At 48.9% G+C, this 15,598-nt stretch carries 16 protein-coding genes, 1 tRNA gene and 2 pseudogenes; 5 read left to right on the top strand and 14 right to left on the bottom strand.

What is annotated here, in order from left to right; all coding sequences use genetic code 11:
* Positions 1–114: 114 nt before the first annotated feature.
* The 3 genes from V6C07_RS03475 to V6C07_RS03485 form a co-directional block, all read right to left on the bottom strand.
* On the bottom strand, positions 115–1,773 hold the full coding sequence (locus V6C07_RS03475; protein WP_333534979.1) for a DUF3987 domain-containing protein: 1,659 nt from the start codon (positions 1,771–1,773) through the stop codon (positions 115–117).
* Positions 1,774–1,837: 64 nt separating this feature from the next.
* Positions 1,838–2,263, bottom strand: coding sequence for a hypothetical protein (locus V6C07_RS03480; protein ID WP_333534980.1), 426 nt, complete (start codon positions 2,261–2,263; stop codon positions 1,838–1,840).
* A 27-nt stretch (positions 2,264–2,290) separates the two neighbouring features.
* Entirely contained in the window at positions 2,291–2,476 is a 186-nt protein-coding gene (locus V6C07_RS03485; protein WP_333534981.1) for a hypothetical protein, read from the bottom strand.
* A 217-nt stretch (positions 2,477–2,693) separates the two neighbouring features.
* Between V6C07_RS03485 and V6C07_RS03490 the strand changes: the two are divergent.
* Positions 2,694–3,220, top strand: a pseudogene (locus V6C07_RS03490) (DDE-type integrase/transposase/recombinase); the annotation flags it as partial.
* Positions 3,221–3,238: 18 nt separating this feature from the next.
* Here V6C07_RS03490 and V6C07_RS03495 read toward each other — a convergent pair.
* The 3 genes and pseudogenes from V6C07_RS03495 to V6C07_RS03500 form a co-directional block, all read right to left on the bottom strand.
* A complete protein-coding gene (locus V6C07_RS03495; RefSeq protein ID WP_333534982.1) occupies positions 3,239–4,369 on the bottom strand; it encodes a hypothetical protein in 1,131 nt (376 codons plus the stop codon).
* Between the two features lie 301 nt (positions 4,370–4,670).
* Positions 4,671–4,958, bottom strand: a complete 288-nt coding sequence (locus V6C07_RS13380) for a tyrosine-type recombinase/integrase (RefSeq protein WP_442886159.1) — start codon at positions 4,956–4,958, stop codon at positions 4,671–4,673.
* A gap of 190 nt (positions 4,959–5,148) precedes the next feature.
* Positions 5,149–5,526 (bottom strand): annotated as a pseudogene (locus tag V6C07_RS03500) (integrase core domain-containing protein); the annotation flags it as partial.
* 18 nt (positions 5,527–5,544) lie between these two features.
* Between V6C07_RS03500 and V6C07_RS03505 the strand changes: the two are divergent.
* The 3 genes from V6C07_RS03505 to V6C07_RS03515 all read left to right on the top strand — a co-directional run bounded on the left by V6C07_RS03505 (position 5,545) and on the right by V6C07_RS03515 (position 6,486).
* The gene (locus tag V6C07_RS03505) at positions 5,545–5,676 is read left to right on the top strand and encodes a type II toxin-antitoxin system Phd/YefM family antitoxin (protein WP_333534983.1); all 132 of its coding nucleotides are present in this window, start codon (positions 5,545–5,547) and stop codon (positions 5,674–5,676) included.
* 2 nt (positions 5,677–5,678) lie between these two features.
* Positions 5,679–5,918, top strand: a complete 240-nt coding sequence (locus V6C07_RS03510; protein ID WP_333534984.1) for a Txe/YoeB family addiction module toxin — start codon at positions 5,679–5,681, stop codon at positions 5,916–5,918.
* A gap of 328 nt (positions 5,919–6,246) precedes the next feature.
* Complete coding sequence (locus tag V6C07_RS03515) at positions 6,247–6,486, top strand: hypothetical protein (protein WP_333534985.1); 240 nt, start codon at positions 6,247–6,249, stop codon at positions 6,484–6,486.
* A 127-nt stretch (positions 6,487–6,613) separates the two neighbouring features.
* Here the strand turns inward: V6C07_RS03515 and V6C07_RS03520 are convergent, their stop codons facing one another.
* The 3 genes from V6C07_RS03520 to V6C07_RS03530 all read right to left on the bottom strand — a co-directional run bounded on the left by V6C07_RS03520 (position 6,614) and on the right by V6C07_RS03530 (position 8,555).
* Positions 6,614–6,901, bottom strand: a complete 288-nt coding sequence (locus V6C07_RS03520) for a type II toxin-antitoxin system RelE/ParE family toxin (protein WP_333534986.1) — start codon at positions 6,899–6,901, stop codon at positions 6,614–6,616.
* Entirely contained in the window at positions 6,891–7,130 is a 240-nt protein-coding gene (locus V6C07_RS03525; RefSeq protein WP_333534987.1) for a CopG family ribbon-helix-helix protein, read from the bottom strand. Before V6C07_RS03525 ends, V6C07_RS03520 begins: the two co-directional genes overlap by 11 nt.
* 337 nt (positions 7,131–7,467) lie before the next feature.
* Positions 7,468–8,555 (bottom strand): IS3 family transposase gene (locus V6C07_RS03530; protein WP_333534988.1). Its coding sequence is split into 2 segments (ribosomal slippage): positions 7,468–8,303 and positions 8,303–8,555, totalling 1,089 coding nucleotides; the frame shifts between segments, so codons are not numbered across the junction.
* A 566-nt stretch (positions 8,556–9,121) separates the two neighbouring features.
* Between V6C07_RS03530 and V6C07_RS03535 the strand changes: the two genes are divergently transcribed.
* A complete protein-coding gene (locus tag V6C07_RS03535; RefSeq protein WP_333534989.1) occupies positions 9,122–9,799 on the top strand; it encodes an outer membrane protein in 678 nt (225 codons plus the stop codon).
* Positions 9,800–10,078: 279 nt separating this feature from the next.
* On the opposite strand, the gene V6C07_RS03540 is transcribed toward V6C07_RS03535, so the two are convergent.
* The 5 genes from V6C07_RS03540 to V6C07_RS03560 form a co-directional block, all read right to left on the bottom strand.
* Positions 10,079–10,165 (bottom strand) — tRNA-Leu (locus V6C07_RS03540).
* A 164-nt stretch (positions 10,166–10,329) separates the two neighbouring features.
* Positions 10,330–11,826: a glycerol kinase GlpK gene (gene glpK, locus V6C07_RS03545; RefSeq protein ID WP_333534990.1), complete on the bottom strand. Its 1,497-nt coding sequence runs from the start codon at positions 11,824–11,826 to the stop codon at positions 10,330–10,332.
* A gap of 245 nt (positions 11,827–12,071) precedes the next feature.
* Entirely contained in the window at positions 12,072–12,992 is a 921-nt protein-coding gene (locus tag V6C07_RS03550) for a DUF2333 family protein (protein ID WP_333534991.1), read from the bottom strand.
* 225 nt (positions 12,993–13,217) lie between these two features.
* Positions 13,218–15,083: an SLC13 family permease gene (locus V6C07_RS03555; RefSeq protein ID WP_333534994.1), complete on the bottom strand. Its 1,866-nt coding sequence runs from the start codon at positions 15,081–15,083 to the stop codon at positions 13,218–13,220.
* Positions 15,084–15,150: 67 nt separating this feature from the next.
* Positions 15,151–15,598: hypothetical protein (locus tag V6C07_RS03560; RefSeq protein WP_333534992.1), on the bottom strand; the 448-nt coding region annotated here is incomplete at its 5' end.

Raw genomic sequence — 15,598 nt, forward strand, 5'->3', positions numbered from 1 at the left:
TCCAAGCAATGAAAAAATATGAATAATGTAGTCTAAGCATAAAAAAGTCGTCTACAGACCTGCTGTAGACGACTTTTTATAAATTCAGTTGAACTTTTGGCCCGTTTTATAAAACTACTTAAATAATGGATGCATCAAACACATCCGCGGTTTATTGGGCACAGAAAGTTGAGTTAAAATATTGTGCTGCTCCAAGAGATCCAAAGCAGGGAAAATTTTGTCAACAGTGCGGACCCCAGAATTTTGGGCAATATCCCTCGACGTAAATGCATGATGTCGATGCCTCCTAACCCATTCAAGGATTTTTTTTGCATCATCGACGGCCTGAAATCCTACTGGAGAAAGTGCATACTCTGCCTGTGGCAGCATTGCCCTGGCTATCTGAATTCCAGCTTGCATAGTTCGCTGTGATATATCGCATTTTTCTGGTTCATCAACTCGCCAAGCATGTATTATGCCGGCGATTCTGGCGGCAGTTCCGGCTAATTTATCAGCAAAAAACTTCAGACTATCATGGCACGAATTGAGATAATTGTTAGATCGTAGCTCATTCTGAAAACTCTCAATCTCTTGTCGCGCTGGGGGAGTTAGCTGAATTCTAAAAATCTCTCGGTTGGACTCTTGAGTATAATTTCTCTCCAGCATTGATGTCAGTTTGCGAAAATATACTGCAGCTGCCTCTGTATTAAGAGTTTCCGGAGTTGCACATGGTGCCCCGGTGGGTGAGACAAAATAAGGTAAAAACCGTGCAGGCAACCCCGAAGACATTAGCTTGGGATTTTTATACAACTCTGCTGCCACGCCAGGCTGTAAGAACACGAGAATGTTTAAAAAAGCGTTTGGAACGCTTACAATGCCACCAGGAACAGTTCCATCGTAAAAATCTTCCATCCCGTAGCTTTTCAGAAAAATTTTGGGGTCAAACTTCGAGTCTTTCATCTGCTTAATCAGGGTCGTTCCCTCTGGCTGAATAATTGCTTGTCCCCCACCAGCCCCTGCCATTAAACGCATCAGCTTTTTTTCAGTGAATCCATCGGCTAAAAACGTCGGAGAGTCTGAGTGAGTATTCGTCTGATTTGAAATCACAGCTAATTTTTCTGAGGCCTCACGTGCCCCCTTAAAAAATAATTCAAGGTCGATCCCAGTTTCATCCTTTTGGGCGTCTTTCAGGGCACTTCTAAGTAGCGCCGATTTTGCGATGCGATTCGCTTGCTTTATGATTTCGCTATGCTGTTGTGACGAGGCTTTCTTGGCCAGATACTTCGACATGAGTTTTTCTTGAAATTTTTCAAGCGGTGCATTCATGAATCTATGCACGAGGCTTTTATTTTGTCCAGGACTAGCAATCATCAGCTGATACAGAATTACTGCCTCGAACCATTCTGGGCGTATTAAGACACAATACCTTCCACGCATTGCAGAATTTATATAGCCAAGCATTGCAACTAATACGCATTTTTCGCTCCATCCAGACACTATTGAAAAGTGTTGTGCAACATTTTTCAAGCTTGATGGTATTGCTTCCCAGGCAATATCCTGTAAATGTACAGGATTCTGCTGCATTTGCATCATAGGACGCTGCGCCAGAGCATTGTATTGGAGGTTTAATTGAGTTTGATCATAATTGTCCTTGACTACTGTTTGAAATCTTTTGTAGCCGTCATGAAAACCGCAAACAGCATTCATATAAGCGGTGTACTGAGAGACTTGATCAATATATGGAGTGCCCACTAGTGACGGATTATTGTACGGGACGATCTGATTTGAGTACATTATGAAACCCTCCTCCTGCTGCGGCAGCCCCGCAGCAGGAAATTAATATTTATTGGTGTGTAATCTATTGCGCATCCACACGTTGATTTTGCATTTCCATTACATGATTGCCTTGTGAAGCAATCTCAATTGGCCTAGGTGTCATTGGCAACTGATCTGGCCCCATGAGGTTGTACTTTGATATGACAACCTTATTTTCAACAATTTCTGCTTTTACAAAATCATCTTCTGATGCTTGCGAAAAAGCATTCTTAAGCTGTTCTTGAACAGAATCTGGGAAAGACCCAAGCTTGAGGATTTCGTAGCAAGGTTGCCAATCACCTGCCTGTACTTCCCCTGAGTTGTATGCTTCCAGGAGGTGCGCTTTCAATTGCGTACGATTCAAGTTTAGCTTGATCATCACCTCCAGAGTTGGTTGGTTTTTTTTCACCAGTTCCAAAAACTGCTTGTGCTCTTGTGCGAACTCATTTTTTGACTTTCTTTTTGCCATGATTTTGCCTCTCTTATTGAAGTGGTTTTATCCTTTTTCCAACATGTAGCTCTTCACATCTTCCCAAGCATATCGCACTGAACGACCAATTTTGCTGTAGGTAATTCCACGGCATTTATGACGGTCTTGGCGAAGTTTGCTTAGGCTTAAATTTGTTTCTTTGGCCACTTGCGTCTCGGTGAGCCAATGGGAATGGTAAATTTCGTTGCTCATTGATTTCCTCCAAATAAAAAATGGGCCCTGAGTTTCCTCAAGGCCATACAAGCATCTGTGTGGCAAAAAGAGAAAGAAATTAGAATTAAATCGAAATTTCTTATTCAGTGCTGGAGTTGCCCCCATTTATACCGCCGCTCTAACTAGGGAGGAGGTGCTGGAACTATGGCTGGAACTAGTACTAAAACAAGCTCAACGGTGGAGACCTGAAAAAGGCCACACGGGTAAGGCTTCCACGCTACAAAGAAATCAGCATTGGTGCTCTGACGGGTTTGAAATTGCCTGCGACAACGGTGAGCGGGTCACTGGATACTTGCGACCGGGAAGTGATTGCCTATTCCGCCACTACTGGCGGGTACAGTGCTGACATGGCGGAAAGCGTCATGCTGGCACGCGTTGAAAAACGGCTTGGAGATGTCAAAACATTGCGGCCATTTGAATGGCTCTCCGACAACGGATCCTGCTACACGGCAAGAGAAAGAATAACTTTTGCCGCCGCGCTGGGCATCGTTAGCAAGTTTACTCCAGTTCGCAGCCCCCAAAGCAACGGCATGGCTGAAGCTCTCGTCAAAACATTCAAACGGGATTACGTCTTCTGCAACGACAGATCGGATGCCGAAACAGATGGCGCAGCTTCTCGGTTGGTTTGAAGACTATAATGAAAATGCCCCACATAAGGCCCTGCGGATGCTCTCACCTCGTGAGTTTATCCGTTCATTGCAAAACTTGGAGTGTCCGGTTTAGCAGGGACAACTCCAAGTGCTATTTTGCAGAAATAGGGATCACCCTTGCTTTATCTATACATTTCTGTGCATTTTGGTATACAAAATTAACTTTTCGTGTACAACTATCAAAGTGTTCACATTTTCCATTCTTAGAAGTTAGAGAATGCTTTTTATCTTTATCAATAAAATTCAAACAGTTATTGTAAATATCATCACACGGTGCTAGGATTTTTTGTCCATCTCTATTTTCATTATGAAAGTTTTTTAATAATTTCAGTTCTAATAGTTTTATTAAAAGAGAAGCACCTTTTATTTTCCCCGAAGCGCATTCGTGTGAATTGTAAAAGCTTGGGCTGTCGGGAGACTTGCCCATGCCTGCCCAGTAAAATGCATGTTCTCCTAGATGGTTATAATCCCAGCTCCATAATCCAACAGCCCTGCTAATATCTGACGACTTCGGAATATATTCTGTGCCCTCAGGGAGATAGCCTCTAACTAAACGCTCGACTTCTTCTAGAGAAAGGCTGATTTTAGCTCCAATGCATTTGAGAACATGCCTTCTTGCAGAGATGTGAAGAGCAATTTCATCTTGAATTTTTGAAAAATCAAAGCCTTCATCAAGTAAATTCAGCGATAATGTCAGATTTCCGCAACCATCGACAATTTCAGACTGATGTGGCGATATGCCAACTTTAAATTTGCTGCAGTCTTGCTTTATTAATAGAACGTCGGAGTTAATATACACAGAGTTTTCATTTCTATTCAATCCGTTAAGGATATAATCCATTGGGATAGGACATATCAACTTGTGTGCGTTGTATCCATATTTGTAAGATGCTTGGTATAAAGTGCGTATACAATATTTCCCTCGCTCACTATCTCCAATATTATCCATTATTTCATTATATTTACTCTTATTATTACTGCAATTCGGAAAATTCGCATTCAAAATGCACACATAAATTACATGAGAAAGTATATCTTTTTTATCATCACATTCAATTTTATCAACAAGTCGCTCAAAAATAAATTCTGATGCATTAAAAATATCACGACACAAAATTTTGTTTTTTGATAAAAGGTGTCTTTTTAAATATTCATAATGCCAGAATTGGAGTCTTACGTTGTTTAGCGCTCTTGTATTAAGCCTTGCTTGTTTTTTGTCCACAGGATTTCTTCCTTAAAATAATGTTCTCAGCAACCAGCGCAGCTCTTTAAACGCTTCATCCGCAAGGTGTGCGTTGCGTTGAGTCATTTGAGGGCTTCCATGAGTTAGCATCTTTGTAATGTGTACAAATCTACCTGTCTACTTGAAGCCAGAAATGAAGCATATGCGTGGCGTAATCCATGCAAGCGGGAAAATCTTCGGGTAAGTCTGCATTTTTTTGACCCGAGCTGCAATCCGGCAAAATCAGATCGTTTGTTACCATTTTTCCTGGAAAATATAGGGAATATCAGTACGTTCAATTTCAGTGCGGATTTTTTGTGCCACCTGTCCTCGGTATACGCTCTTTTTTACCTTTCTTAGATGCGTCTCCGCGTAAAGTGATGAAGCCCATTTCAAAGTCAATGTCGCTCCAATGAAGGTTAAGTAAGGCACATTTCTGCATACCAGTGGACAATGCGAACCTCAGGAAAGCTGCTGCGTTTTGGTCCTCCTCTTTGTCTAACGTTTCAAGGTATCTCTTAAGCTGATCTGCCGTCAGATGCGCGTCATACTTACCAGCTCTGCCAAAGGTACTCACCGGACAGAGCATCTAGTGCTACTTTCGCCATGAACTCCGCTGAATAATTCCGTCTCGTTAACATTGAAAACAATCCTCTGACCAGCCCCGTTTTTTTGTGCCAGGTTAAATGTTAGTGGTAGATTTTTTGTGGTTCTGCTTCTGCCGCCTGTATGGCTGAAAATTCTGGCGGAGGCGAGATTGGTCCCATTTCTCCTCTTTGGGGAGGGGTAAAAACTGTCAATGGTGCAGGAGGTCTACCGTTAAGGGAGCGATGCGGCCTACGGTGGTTGTAGTGCTGGCGCCAGTTTTCGATAACTACTTCGGCTTCCTGTAACGTCGTAAACACCTCGCCGTCTAGCAGCTTGTCCCGAAGCTTGCCGTTAAAACTTTCGCAGTAACCATTTTCCCAGGGGCTGCCCGGTTCAATGTACTGCGTCTGCACAGACAGATTTGCCAACCATTCTTTTAAAGCTGACGCTACGAATTCTGGACCGTAGTCCGAGCGAATGTTATCTGGTCTGCCATGCGTCAGAAACAACTCTGCCAGAACGTGCATTACTTGCTCTGCACGAATTGTGCGGGCCACATGTAGCGCCAAAAATCACAATCCGTCGTAATGATTTCATTAGAGGACTATTCTGGACTCATGGAAACCGCACACCTATTGAGATCACCAGCTAATGCCCAGAGATTACGTGATTCTTTAGCGAGTTGTTCTTCTGTGGAGCAGCATGACTTGGTGGATTGAGCATGGCTTGGGATGCCTACTGTTACTGGCCGCAGGTGGACAGGAAAAAGCTGAAGCGCAGTAACGAGCTTATCCGCGATGCGATGCGCTCACCATCGGACGGGCTGGGGAAGCCAGAAGCGTTACGCTTTGACTTAACAGGATGCTGGTCACGGCGTATCGACCATGAGCATCGGCTGGTTTACAAGGTAGATTCAGAAAGGAACACGCTGATAATCGTGCAGTGCCGGTATCACTACTAAGCGCATTTTGGGGCACGGTTCTGGTCCTAAAAACTTGACTAGGGTGTGCCACAAAGTTATACACAAAGTGCGAGTGAGAAAAATTATTCTTCAAAAATAGCAGACGCTTACTGCATGCTTTGTTTTGTACGTGCCAAATCCCGCCCTCGGCACCAGTGATTACTCTCATAAAGCCCCGTAAAGCTCTAAAAGCCTTACGGGGCTTAACTTTTATCTTCTGCAATACTCTCGAATAATCTTGCAACCTCTTTTGACATACCCCTGCTGTGGGGGTATATTTGGGGGTAGCAAGGCAGAAAAACGAACACGGCCTTTCGTGATACCCCCAGTGCGCGAAAGCCTTGTTCCAGCCTATCTTACTCGTGACTGGGTGAACACCGGGAACTACCGTTTCCGCATGTCTGTGACAGCAGGCCGGACCACCCTGGACAAGGAAGCCTTGCAAGAAGAGTTGACGGAAGTATTTCACTTTGAAGGCTTGGCAGACATTGATGTGGACGCCCTGTTGACTCGCTGTGAGCTCACTGGCGAGCCTTTCGAGCGCTTGTCTGTTTTGCCAATTAAATGAATCCAAAGGAGAATTGCAGTGAAATGTTGATATGGCCTTGTGTCTGACCAAGCAGATACAGAGAAATTGACGGCGTTTTTGAGACAACTTGCAGTGTGCGCCTTCTGTGGTGATTGCGGTTGACTGTTCAGGCTGGGTAACGTCGTGCAGTGTGCAGGACACGAAGGATCTGCACTTCGGATTTAACAACCCGGTATGCAATAAAATACGAAAAATCAGTCAGTACAAGCTCACGAGTACCTGCGACCCTGCCAGCCCTTCCCCGCGAAGAAAGCACGGCAAGACTTTGCCCAGCATTCCATATGCATTGGGCTACTTCCTTTGCGGCATCCAAATCCTTTTCAGACAGATATCCCGCTATAGCGTGCAAATCCTCCAAAGCAAGGGCGAGCCAACGCACAGACCTAGTCTGCATGGACACCCCAACGGGTAAAGGCTTCCTTCACCTCTTGGTCAGAAGCAAATTTTCCCGCATCCGCCTGACGAACACCTTCCTGAATGGCCTCGACCTGCCAGGACTGTTCGGCAACATACTGCCTCACCGCTTCCGCTACCAGCCAAGAGCGAGAGCGTGAAGTAGCTGCGGCAAGCTTTTCAAGTCGCGCCTGCGTATCCGTATCCAATCTAGCTGTAACTGTGGACATGGGGACCTCCTGTGTCTTTATTGTGTACATTCAAATTAAACGTGTCAAGCAGACACATTGGAGGAAAGATGCACACAACACCAACTTCCGAACTCGATTGCCTCCAGTCCGCCGATCTTGACGCAGGACTGGTTTTTAGCGGCAAGCCCTCGGGCACCTTGGTCAGGGGTTACGCTACTCCATCGGCCTATACTCCAGCTACTGATCTTGGCTATATATTCCACGAATCCAGCCGTGATATGGTGGTCTGGTTTCTCAGTTTGCGGGAACCGCTCTATGTCTTTGGTCCCAGTGGATGGGTAATCATCCCCTTTTTAGTAGCTCTCCAAAGTAGAGCCTATGCCGCCAGCTTATGTTTCATAGCTGGAGTGATGCCGCCAATGCCCATGTTTGGTCGCTCATTGTTATATGTCCACAGCCAGGCCGTAGCAAATCCCTGTATTTCTTCCAGGGATTCAAAGATATACTGATTCAGCCAATCATAACGAACTGTTCGGTTGTAGCGCTCGATGTAGGCATTCTGCTGTGGTTTTCCCGGTTGGATATGCCGTATTGCAATGTTCCGCTTCTCTGCCCACGATAAGAGCCTGGCACTTATGTATTCCGGGCCGTTATCGCAGCGAATTTCTTGCGGGCAGCCACGCCACTCGATGATTTGCTCCAGTGTTCGCACCACGCGTTCGGCTGGAAGCGAGAAGTCTATCTCAATCCCAAGCCCTTCACGGTTAAAGTCGTCAATAACGTTCAAAAGCCTGATCGTTCGCCCGTCCCGGAGTTGGTCATGCATAAAATCCATTGACCATACCTGATTAGCAGACTCCGGTACGCTTAATTCCTCAGGTTTATCACGCTTGAGACGTTTTCGAGGCTTGATGCGCAAGTTCAGCTCCAACTCTCGGTAAATTCGATACACGCGCTTATGGTTCCAGGCATACCCTTTTACGTTACGCAAATAGAGAAAACAGAGACCAAATCCCCAGTTGCGCTGCACTTGCGCCAGTCCAAGAAGAAGCTCAGCAATCAGGCTGTTCTCGTCAGAAAGCTTATGTTCATAGCGATAGCAGCATTCACTGACCTGAAATGTCAGGCAAGCTTTGCGAATACTGAGCTTACGCTCGGAAACGGCTCTTTTGGCCATCTCAACGCGTTGAGATGGCCTCACCAATTTTTTTCAAGGGCTTCCTGCAAGACATCGTGGCGGAGTTGGACATCGGCATACATCCGCTTCAGACGGGCATTTTCTTTTTCCAGCTCTTTCATTCGTGCCATCATGGATGCATCCATACCGCCGAACCTGGCGCGCCATTTATAAAAAGACGCACTACTCATGCCGTACTCGCGGCAAAGTTCTGGAACGGGCACCCCATTTTCGGCCTGTTTTAAAATCGCCAAGATTTGACTGTCCGTGAAGCGTGACTTTTTCATTGTAAAATCTCCAGATTGCTTATTCTCGGAAATTCTACTTTGAAATGCTACTTTTTTCTGGGGGGATTACCCAGTAGGCTCATCGGTATTCATTCTACTACTGCGTTCATCTTTTGCCGCCACAAACCAGCCTGCGGGAGCAGGCTGAGGATGAACAGACTATAGCCGTGCGCCATGCCGTTTAAACCGTATGCGCGAACATAGCAAAAACGGGATCGGGACCCGCTTTTTCATCCCCCCGTTCAACGCACGACTCTTTCATACATTTGTTCTCATTCCCCTGCCCTGCTCCAATCCGCTTTGCGCGCGTACATTCGTACATTCCCATGCGTCAACGGGATAGAATCTTGCCCGCGCGCCCATAGACTGCTCCTGCTGGCGGCTTTTTTATGCGCAGCGAACGGCACGCAGCAACCATTGGCGAGGTCAGCGGTTATTGCTGCCTGGCCTCACCTTTGTTACGCAAAAACACAATAATACAACATAAAAGTTAAATTTTTTGAACGAATAGCTTTGTTATGTTGTTTTATAACGTACGGTTGATCAACACTCAAATTGGAGGGAACATGTTCAAACGCAGTTTACTTGCCATGGCTTTGACGTTGGCTCTTTCAGTATCCGCACTTGCTGCGGATAACGGTTTCTACATGGGATTGAAGTTTATCGATTCCATCCAGAGCACAGGAAATGTCTCCAAAGGCGGCGCCATCGATTTTTTTGAGGTAGACAGCTACACACAGAACACTGTCGGCGGCGGCGTTTTTGTCGGCTACGACTTCTACCCCATGCATCAGGTGCCTGTCCGCGCTGAAATCGAATACGCCATCCGCACCAACAGCAAAACTGAATGGGATTCCAAAGATTTTGGGGATCTCGTCACCCTTAAAGGCCAGTGGAATCTCCAAACGCTTTTCCTGAATGCGTATTGGGATTTCCATAATGATACGGCCTTCACGCCTTATATCGGTGGTGGGCTTGGTATGGGCTTCATCCAGAGCAAATATGAAATAGAGATCGCCGGATTAGGGAGCGAAAGCTATAAAAAAGCCAATACCGTCTTCGCCTGGAACGCAGGTGCTGGCGTGGCCTACGCCATCACGAACAACCTGTCCGCCGATCTGGCCTACCGTTTCGTGGCCCTTGGCTACCACGAAAACGAAAAGACCGTGGATGGCGTAAAGATGAAGCTTGGCATGGCTCCTTATGCCAACGAATTCAGCCTCGGCATCCGCTATACCTTCTAAAAGGCCCTTTCATGACCTTCCTCTTGAAGGCCGCCTTCGGGCGGCTTTTTTTATTGCATCAAGCGCCACGCACCAAAGTGTTTTTTCATATCCGGTGTCGCGTTTGTTAAAAATAGGTGGCGTGGCACAGCGACCGCTCACAGCAACCACGTACGCCCATGTTACACCCGGCGGGCAGTCCAGGGCAGCCGAGTTGATGCCCCGCTCGATTTGGTGCCAGTTGGCGCCGGAAAAAACGACAAAAAGGGTTAGGGGACGACCCTAACCCTTTGCTTTCTTTGGTACCGAGAGCGAGACTTGAACTCGCAAGGGGTTGCCCCCGGCGGATTTTGAGTCCGCTGCGTCTACCAATTCCACCATCCCGGCAAATTTGGATTCCAGGCAGATACGCCCGAACCCGTGCTGCGAAAAGCTTTTTATCCCAATGCACAGGGGTAAGTCAAGAACCTCTCTTACCCTTAACAAAAACAGGCAAAAGACACACCGCAGCCTGCTGACGGCAATGCTTCAGCAAACTTGCGGCTCTCGCCCTACTCTTCAAGCCAGCGGGCAGCCCTTTGCACCGCGCGATGCCACTGGTACAGCAGCTCATCTCTCTTGTCTTCGGCCATAGAGGGGGCAAAACAGCGGTCAAGCTTCCACAGGCTTGTCACCTCTTGCTCATTTTCCCAAAAACCTGAGGCAAGCCCGGCCAGAAAGGCCGCCCCAAGGGCTGTGGTTTCTGTTACCACCGGACGCTCAACAAGCACACCTGTAAGGTCGGCCTGAAACTGCATAAGCATGTTATTGCGGCTGGCGCCGCCGTCCACACGAAGTGTGGTAAGAGCAATGCCCGTATCTTTTTGCATGGCATCGATAATATCCAATGTCTGCAGCGCGATGGCCTCGGTTGCGGCGCGGGCTATATGTCCTCTGCCGGTTCCTCTGGTCAGGCCCACGATAGTCCCCCTGGCGTATTGATCCCAATATGGCGCGCCGAGACCCACAAAGGCAGGAACCATATACACCCCGCCGTTGTCCGGCACAGTACCGGCCAATCCCTCCATTTCAGAGGAGTCTTTAATGATGCCAAGCCCGTCACGCAGCCACTGCACAACAGCACCGCCGACAAAAACGCTTCCTTCCAGCGCGTAGGAATATCCGTCTGCCGTCTGCCACGCCACGGTTGTGAGCAGATTATTAGAGCTGACTCGCGGGTTTTGTCCGGTGTTAAGCAGCAGGAAACAGCCTGTGCCATAGGTGTTTTTCGCCATTCCCCGGCTCATGCAGGCATTGCCGTAAGTGGCGGCCTGCTGGTCGCCGGCAATACCGGCAATGGGCGTCGCGCAGCCAAAAAATTCAGGATGTACCTCTGCCATATGACTGGACGAAGGAGCAACCTCGGGCAGCATGCTGGCGGGTACGCCCATGATTTCCAGCAGTTCACTGTCCCACTGCCCCGTATGGATGTTGAACATCATGGTTCGGCTGGCATTGGAAGGATCAGTGACGTGGGCTCCCCTTTTGCTCAGGTTCCACACAATCCAGGAATCCACCGTGCCGAACAGCAGATCCCCGGCATCGGCTTTTGCCCTGGCGCCCGGCACATTATCAAGAATCCATCGCACCTTGCTGCCGGAAAAATAGGCGTCCGGCACAAGCCCGGTCTTCTCCTGAATGATCAGCGCCTTGCCGTCAGCCCGCAACTGGTCACAAAAGGCCGCAGTACGCCGATCCTGCCAGACAATGGCATTGTAGACAGGCGCTCCGGTGGATTTTTCCCATACAACGGTAGTTTCCCGTTGATTGGCTATGCCTACGGCCGCTATTTGGTTGCCGTTTACTTGCGCGAGCCGCAGGCACTCGTGGAGGACATACGCTTGCGAATCAAAAATCTCATTGGGCGAATGCTCCACCCACCCTGGTTCAGGATATATCTGGGTGAATTCTTTTTGCGCGACCTGCACGATATTGGCATCGCGATCAAAGAGAATCGCGCGCGAGCTGGTTGTACCCTGATCAAGGGCCAGTATGTAGCGTGGCGCCATGCTCTTCCTCCGCTCTTGCAGTAAAGCTCTGTCGTTTCGCCCTTGAACGCATGGTACACGTCACCGGCCCGTTTGAACATAGACAGAGCGCGTTCGGGCTGGCACACAAACAGGCCGCCGGTCAGCAGCGCCGGAAAAGCGTTGGAACCGTGCGGCCTGTCATGCCGGATATTTTCTTGCAGCAGCGTAAACGCTCTTATTTTTCGCTCACACCCTTGCGGGATGCGCCATAGCGCCCCCCTGCCTTACATGCGGATACTGTTGCGTATGTCTTCCAGACGTGCCTTTGCAAACAGCAGGTAGGACAGGACAAGCTCTCCGGAATTGAAGGATGACGTGATATACAAGGGGTCATACTCACAAATCCGGTTCAGATAGGACATGGCGGAAGCCATGTTTTCTTCATTATTCTTGGCCTTGATTTCTGGATACAGCACATAAAGAGTATTAATGAAGTCACGAAGAACCAGAACGATTCCCTGAACCTCATAAATACGGTTGTCCAGAGTGTAAAAAGACATGCTTTGCGCGTTTTGCAAAAGCCCAAGAGCATAACCGAGCAGGTTTTCTCCCGTCACAGTCACAAAAGAGGCGTAAAGGTCGTCAGAACGGCAATTATACACGCCTGTGCCGTTATCCAATGATTTTTTATAATCCTCAAGCAGTTTAAAGCCCTTCTTGTATGATCCTTCAGCAGAGGGAAACATAAAACTGCGCGGGTCAATGGCAAAACTGTTTATACGCGCCTTATACAAAAATTCGCTTTCTCTGTCGCTGGTTCCCAGTTTGGCGATCTGGCTGGCATAAAGATCCAGCAGGAACCTGGTGGCGTGGTAAACTCCATACTGGCGATACGCCCGGTTATCCAGAATAAAACGGTTAAAAACGATATCATTGATGCTCCAGCCAAAGGTGGAATTCAGCTCGCGCTGCATCTGATGGGTAATGGCATCAAGCAGAATCTTACCTTTTTCATTTTCCGGCAGCTTGTCCGCAGCGGCCGGCAGCGTCATCGGCTCCGGAAAAGTAGTGGCGTCAATGAAGGAATACGCTCGCTGCAAACCCCACACGGCCAAAAGAATGCCAAAAAAAAGACATACCTGTACAGCCAGGGTTTTCAGCACAACCTGCAGCTTGAGAATGGGAGGAAGTGTCGGCAGTTTCATCTTTAGGTCCTTATATAATGTCAATCTTCATGCGGCTTCGTAGAGAAATAAGTCCTATTTCCTCAAAGTGCAAATACGGCGGCTCGCGTCTGTGGCCCACAAAGTGCCAGACCCGCGCATTACAGAAAAGCGTCTGCCGCCGGGTACGTTGCCGGTATGCCTATGCGAATTGCTTGGACGGACAACAACAAGCCAAATCAACCCACAACATAAGCATCCAATAATTTAGCGCAGATAGAACACCCAACAAAAAAACAGGGTTGCCAAAAGGGCCAGCAACAGCAGAGGGACGCCCACCTTGGCATAGTCTTTCAGACTGTATCCGCCCGGCTCACGCACCAGCATATGCACCGCCGAACCGAGGGGAGAAATAAATACTGCGGAACAGGCAATGGCTACAGACATGGCGCAGGCTTGAGGGCTGATACCCATTTTCACCCCCACATCCACCGCCATAGGGGCTATGAGCATGGCTACCGCCGTGCTGGAGAGGCAAAAACCCAACAAGGCCGAAATCATGAACAGTCCGGCCAGAACGGCAAAGGGACCGGCCCCGGACAAGATCTGTATGAAGCCGTCGGAAACCAGCGAAATAATCCCTGACTTCTGCAAGGCCAGAACAAGCGGCAGAATCCCGGCGATCATGACAACGGTCTGCCAGTCCACCACCTCATAAATGGAATTCAGCGGCACACAGCGCATGAGCACCAGGGCGGCAGTGGCGGCCAGAATGGCTGTCACCGGGGGCAGCAGGCTGAAAGCCATAAGCACCACCATGACAGCCATGATGATCAGTGTAATTTTTCCCTTCTGCCGCGCGGGGATCACCTCTTTGTAGTCTTGGGGCAATGTGAGCAGCAGGTACTGGCTTTTGTTGCGCTCAAGCCGCAGGATGTCTTCCCACGCGCCGCAGACCAGCAGGACATCGCCGAACTTAAGAGGAATATCGGCCACATCTTCTGTCAGGGTTTCTCCCTTGCGGCGTATGCCGAGCACCATGCTCTGGAAGGTCGTTTGAAAAAGCGTTTCTTTCAACGATTTTCCGATAAGCGTTGACTCCGGATTGAGCATGACCTCCGCCAGCCCCACCACCTGAAAAAAATTTCTCCGCTTGGAAACGGTGGCAGAAACCTGCTCCAGTGAAAACGTTTCTATAAAGACATGTAGTTGGGCGGCGGAGCCGATAACCATCAAAAGATCTCCGGCCTGAAGCACCTTTTCCGGCTTTGCCGGTGTAATGGTTCGCCTTCTGCCGTGGCCGTTGCTTTCCACAGCCAGCAAGGTGATTCCGTACCGGGCGCTGAGCTGCATGCGCGCCACACTACGGTCCACAAGTTCTGACCCTTCAGGAATACGCAACAAAAATTGCTGCTTGTCGATCTTGTGATGGCGCAACAGATCATCAATGGAAAGACTTTTCTTGCACTCTACCCGCGAATCCTTGGGGGCCAGCATGTCCTGCCCGAAAAGCAGCATAAAGGCCATAGCCAGCAGCAGAATGAGCACGCCGAAGGGCGTGAAGCTGAAAAAACCCAACGTTTCAAGGCCGTGCTCGCGCAAGATGCTGTTAACAATAATATTGGGCGTTGTGGCTACCAGCGTCATCATGCCGCTGATAAGCGCGGCAAGCGCCAAAGGCATAAGCAGACGCCTGGGATTGATCCGGGTTTTTTCCGCCACCGAAAGGGTGATGGGAATGAATATGGCGGCCGTGGCCGTGGAACTCATGAACGCTCCCACTGAGGCGGCTGCCCCCATAATCATGAGCAGCAGCCTGCGTTCACTTCGGCCCCCTCGACGGATGATGACCTCCCCTACCCGCTGGGCAATGCCCGTATGAATAATGGCCTTGCCCACTATAAACATACAGCTGATGATAAGCACCGTGGTGCTGGCAAAGCCGGATATGGCCTCCTGCACGGGCAACACGCCGCTGAGCGTCAAAGCCAGGATAATCAGAACCGCCACCACGTCATTGCGCAGTGCGTTACTTACAAGAAGAATAACAGTCACTCCAAGAACAGCGAGAGTGACAGTCATATCATAGGTGAGCATAAAAAAGCGTCTCCACAGGAAAATAATAAGGCCGATACATCAACATCGGGTCACATTGCACAGGAAATCAATTTGCATGAACATGCTGGCGGACAACCGCCCTTCATCCTGTGAGGCGGCCAGATGAACTCCATTCAGAACTAAAAAATGTTGCCCAAAGTGCTCGGCAACGGCTGAGGCTGACCTGCGCCATCGGGCGTGTCTTGGTTCGTGCCGTCGCCGGAGCAACTTCACGGAACAGTTTCAAGACGAAATTCCTCAGAAAAAGACCTTTCGGCAGCGGCTGATAATGACGGTGAACTGCTGCAAGGTCAATACGTCCGGCAGCCGGCATGGCGCGTAAGCGATGCCGGGCGCTGGTCACGGACCTACTACAGCTAAGGATGTGTAGCGCCTGTAAAAAACAGGAGCATGCCCTGCCCGGTTCACAACGCCGGCGAGAGGGCTTACCCCAGGCATCGGCGCCGCTGCCGTCCGGCAAGTCTGCCGACAGGTTGGACGCGGCTGCGGACAGGCTGGATACACCCGAGGGGAGAAACGCAAGCGCCGGA

It is taken from the genome of Desulfovibrio sp. 1214_IL3152 (assembly GCF_036763055.1).
Taxonomy (GTDB): domain Bacteria; phylum Desulfobacterota; class Desulfovibrionia; order Desulfovibrionales; family Desulfovibrionaceae; genus Desulfovibrio.

Coding starts and splice junctions, on each gene's coding strand:
- glpK (WP_333534990.1), bottom strand. CDS start 11,826: ATGGCGCCACGCTACATACTGGCCCTTGATCAGGGTACAACCAGCTCG.
- V6C07_RS03485 (WP_333534981.1), bottom strand. CDS start 2,476: ATGAGCAACGAAATTTACCATTCCCATTGGCTCACCGAGACGCAAGTG.
- V6C07_RS13380 (WP_442886159.1), bottom strand. CDS start 4,958: ATGCTCTGTCCGGTGAGTACCTTTGGCAGAGCTGGTAAGTATGACGCG.
- V6C07_RS03480 (WP_333534980.1), bottom strand. CDS start 2,263: ATGGCAAAAAGAAAGTCAAAAAATGAGTTCGCACAAGAGCACAAGCAG.
- V6C07_RS03505 (WP_333534983.1), top strand. CDS start 5,545: ATGATTTCATTAGAGGACTATTCTGGACTCATGGAAACCGCACACCTA.
- V6C07_RS03550 (WP_333534991.1), bottom strand. CDS start 12,992: ATGAAACTGCCGACACTTCCTCCCATTCTCAAGCTGCAGGTTGTGCTG.
- V6C07_RS03535 (WP_333534989.1), top strand. CDS start 9,122: ATGTTCAAACGCAGTTTACTTGCCATGGCTTTGACGTTGGCTCTTTCA.
- V6C07_RS03520 (WP_333534986.1), bottom strand. CDS start 6,901: ATGCAGACTAGGTCTGTGCGTTGGCTCGCCCTTGCTTTGGAGGATTTG.
- V6C07_RS03510 (WP_333534984.1), top strand. CDS start 5,679: ATGGCTTGGGATGCCTACTGTTACTGGCCGCAGGTGGACAGGAAAAAG.
- V6C07_RS03475 (WP_333534979.1), bottom strand. CDS start 1,773: ATGTACTCAAATCAGATCGTCCCGTACAATAATCCGTCACTAGTGGGC.
- V6C07_RS03525 (WP_333534987.1), bottom strand. CDS start 7,130: ATGTCCACAGTTACAGCTAGATTGGATACGGATACGCAGGCGCGACTT.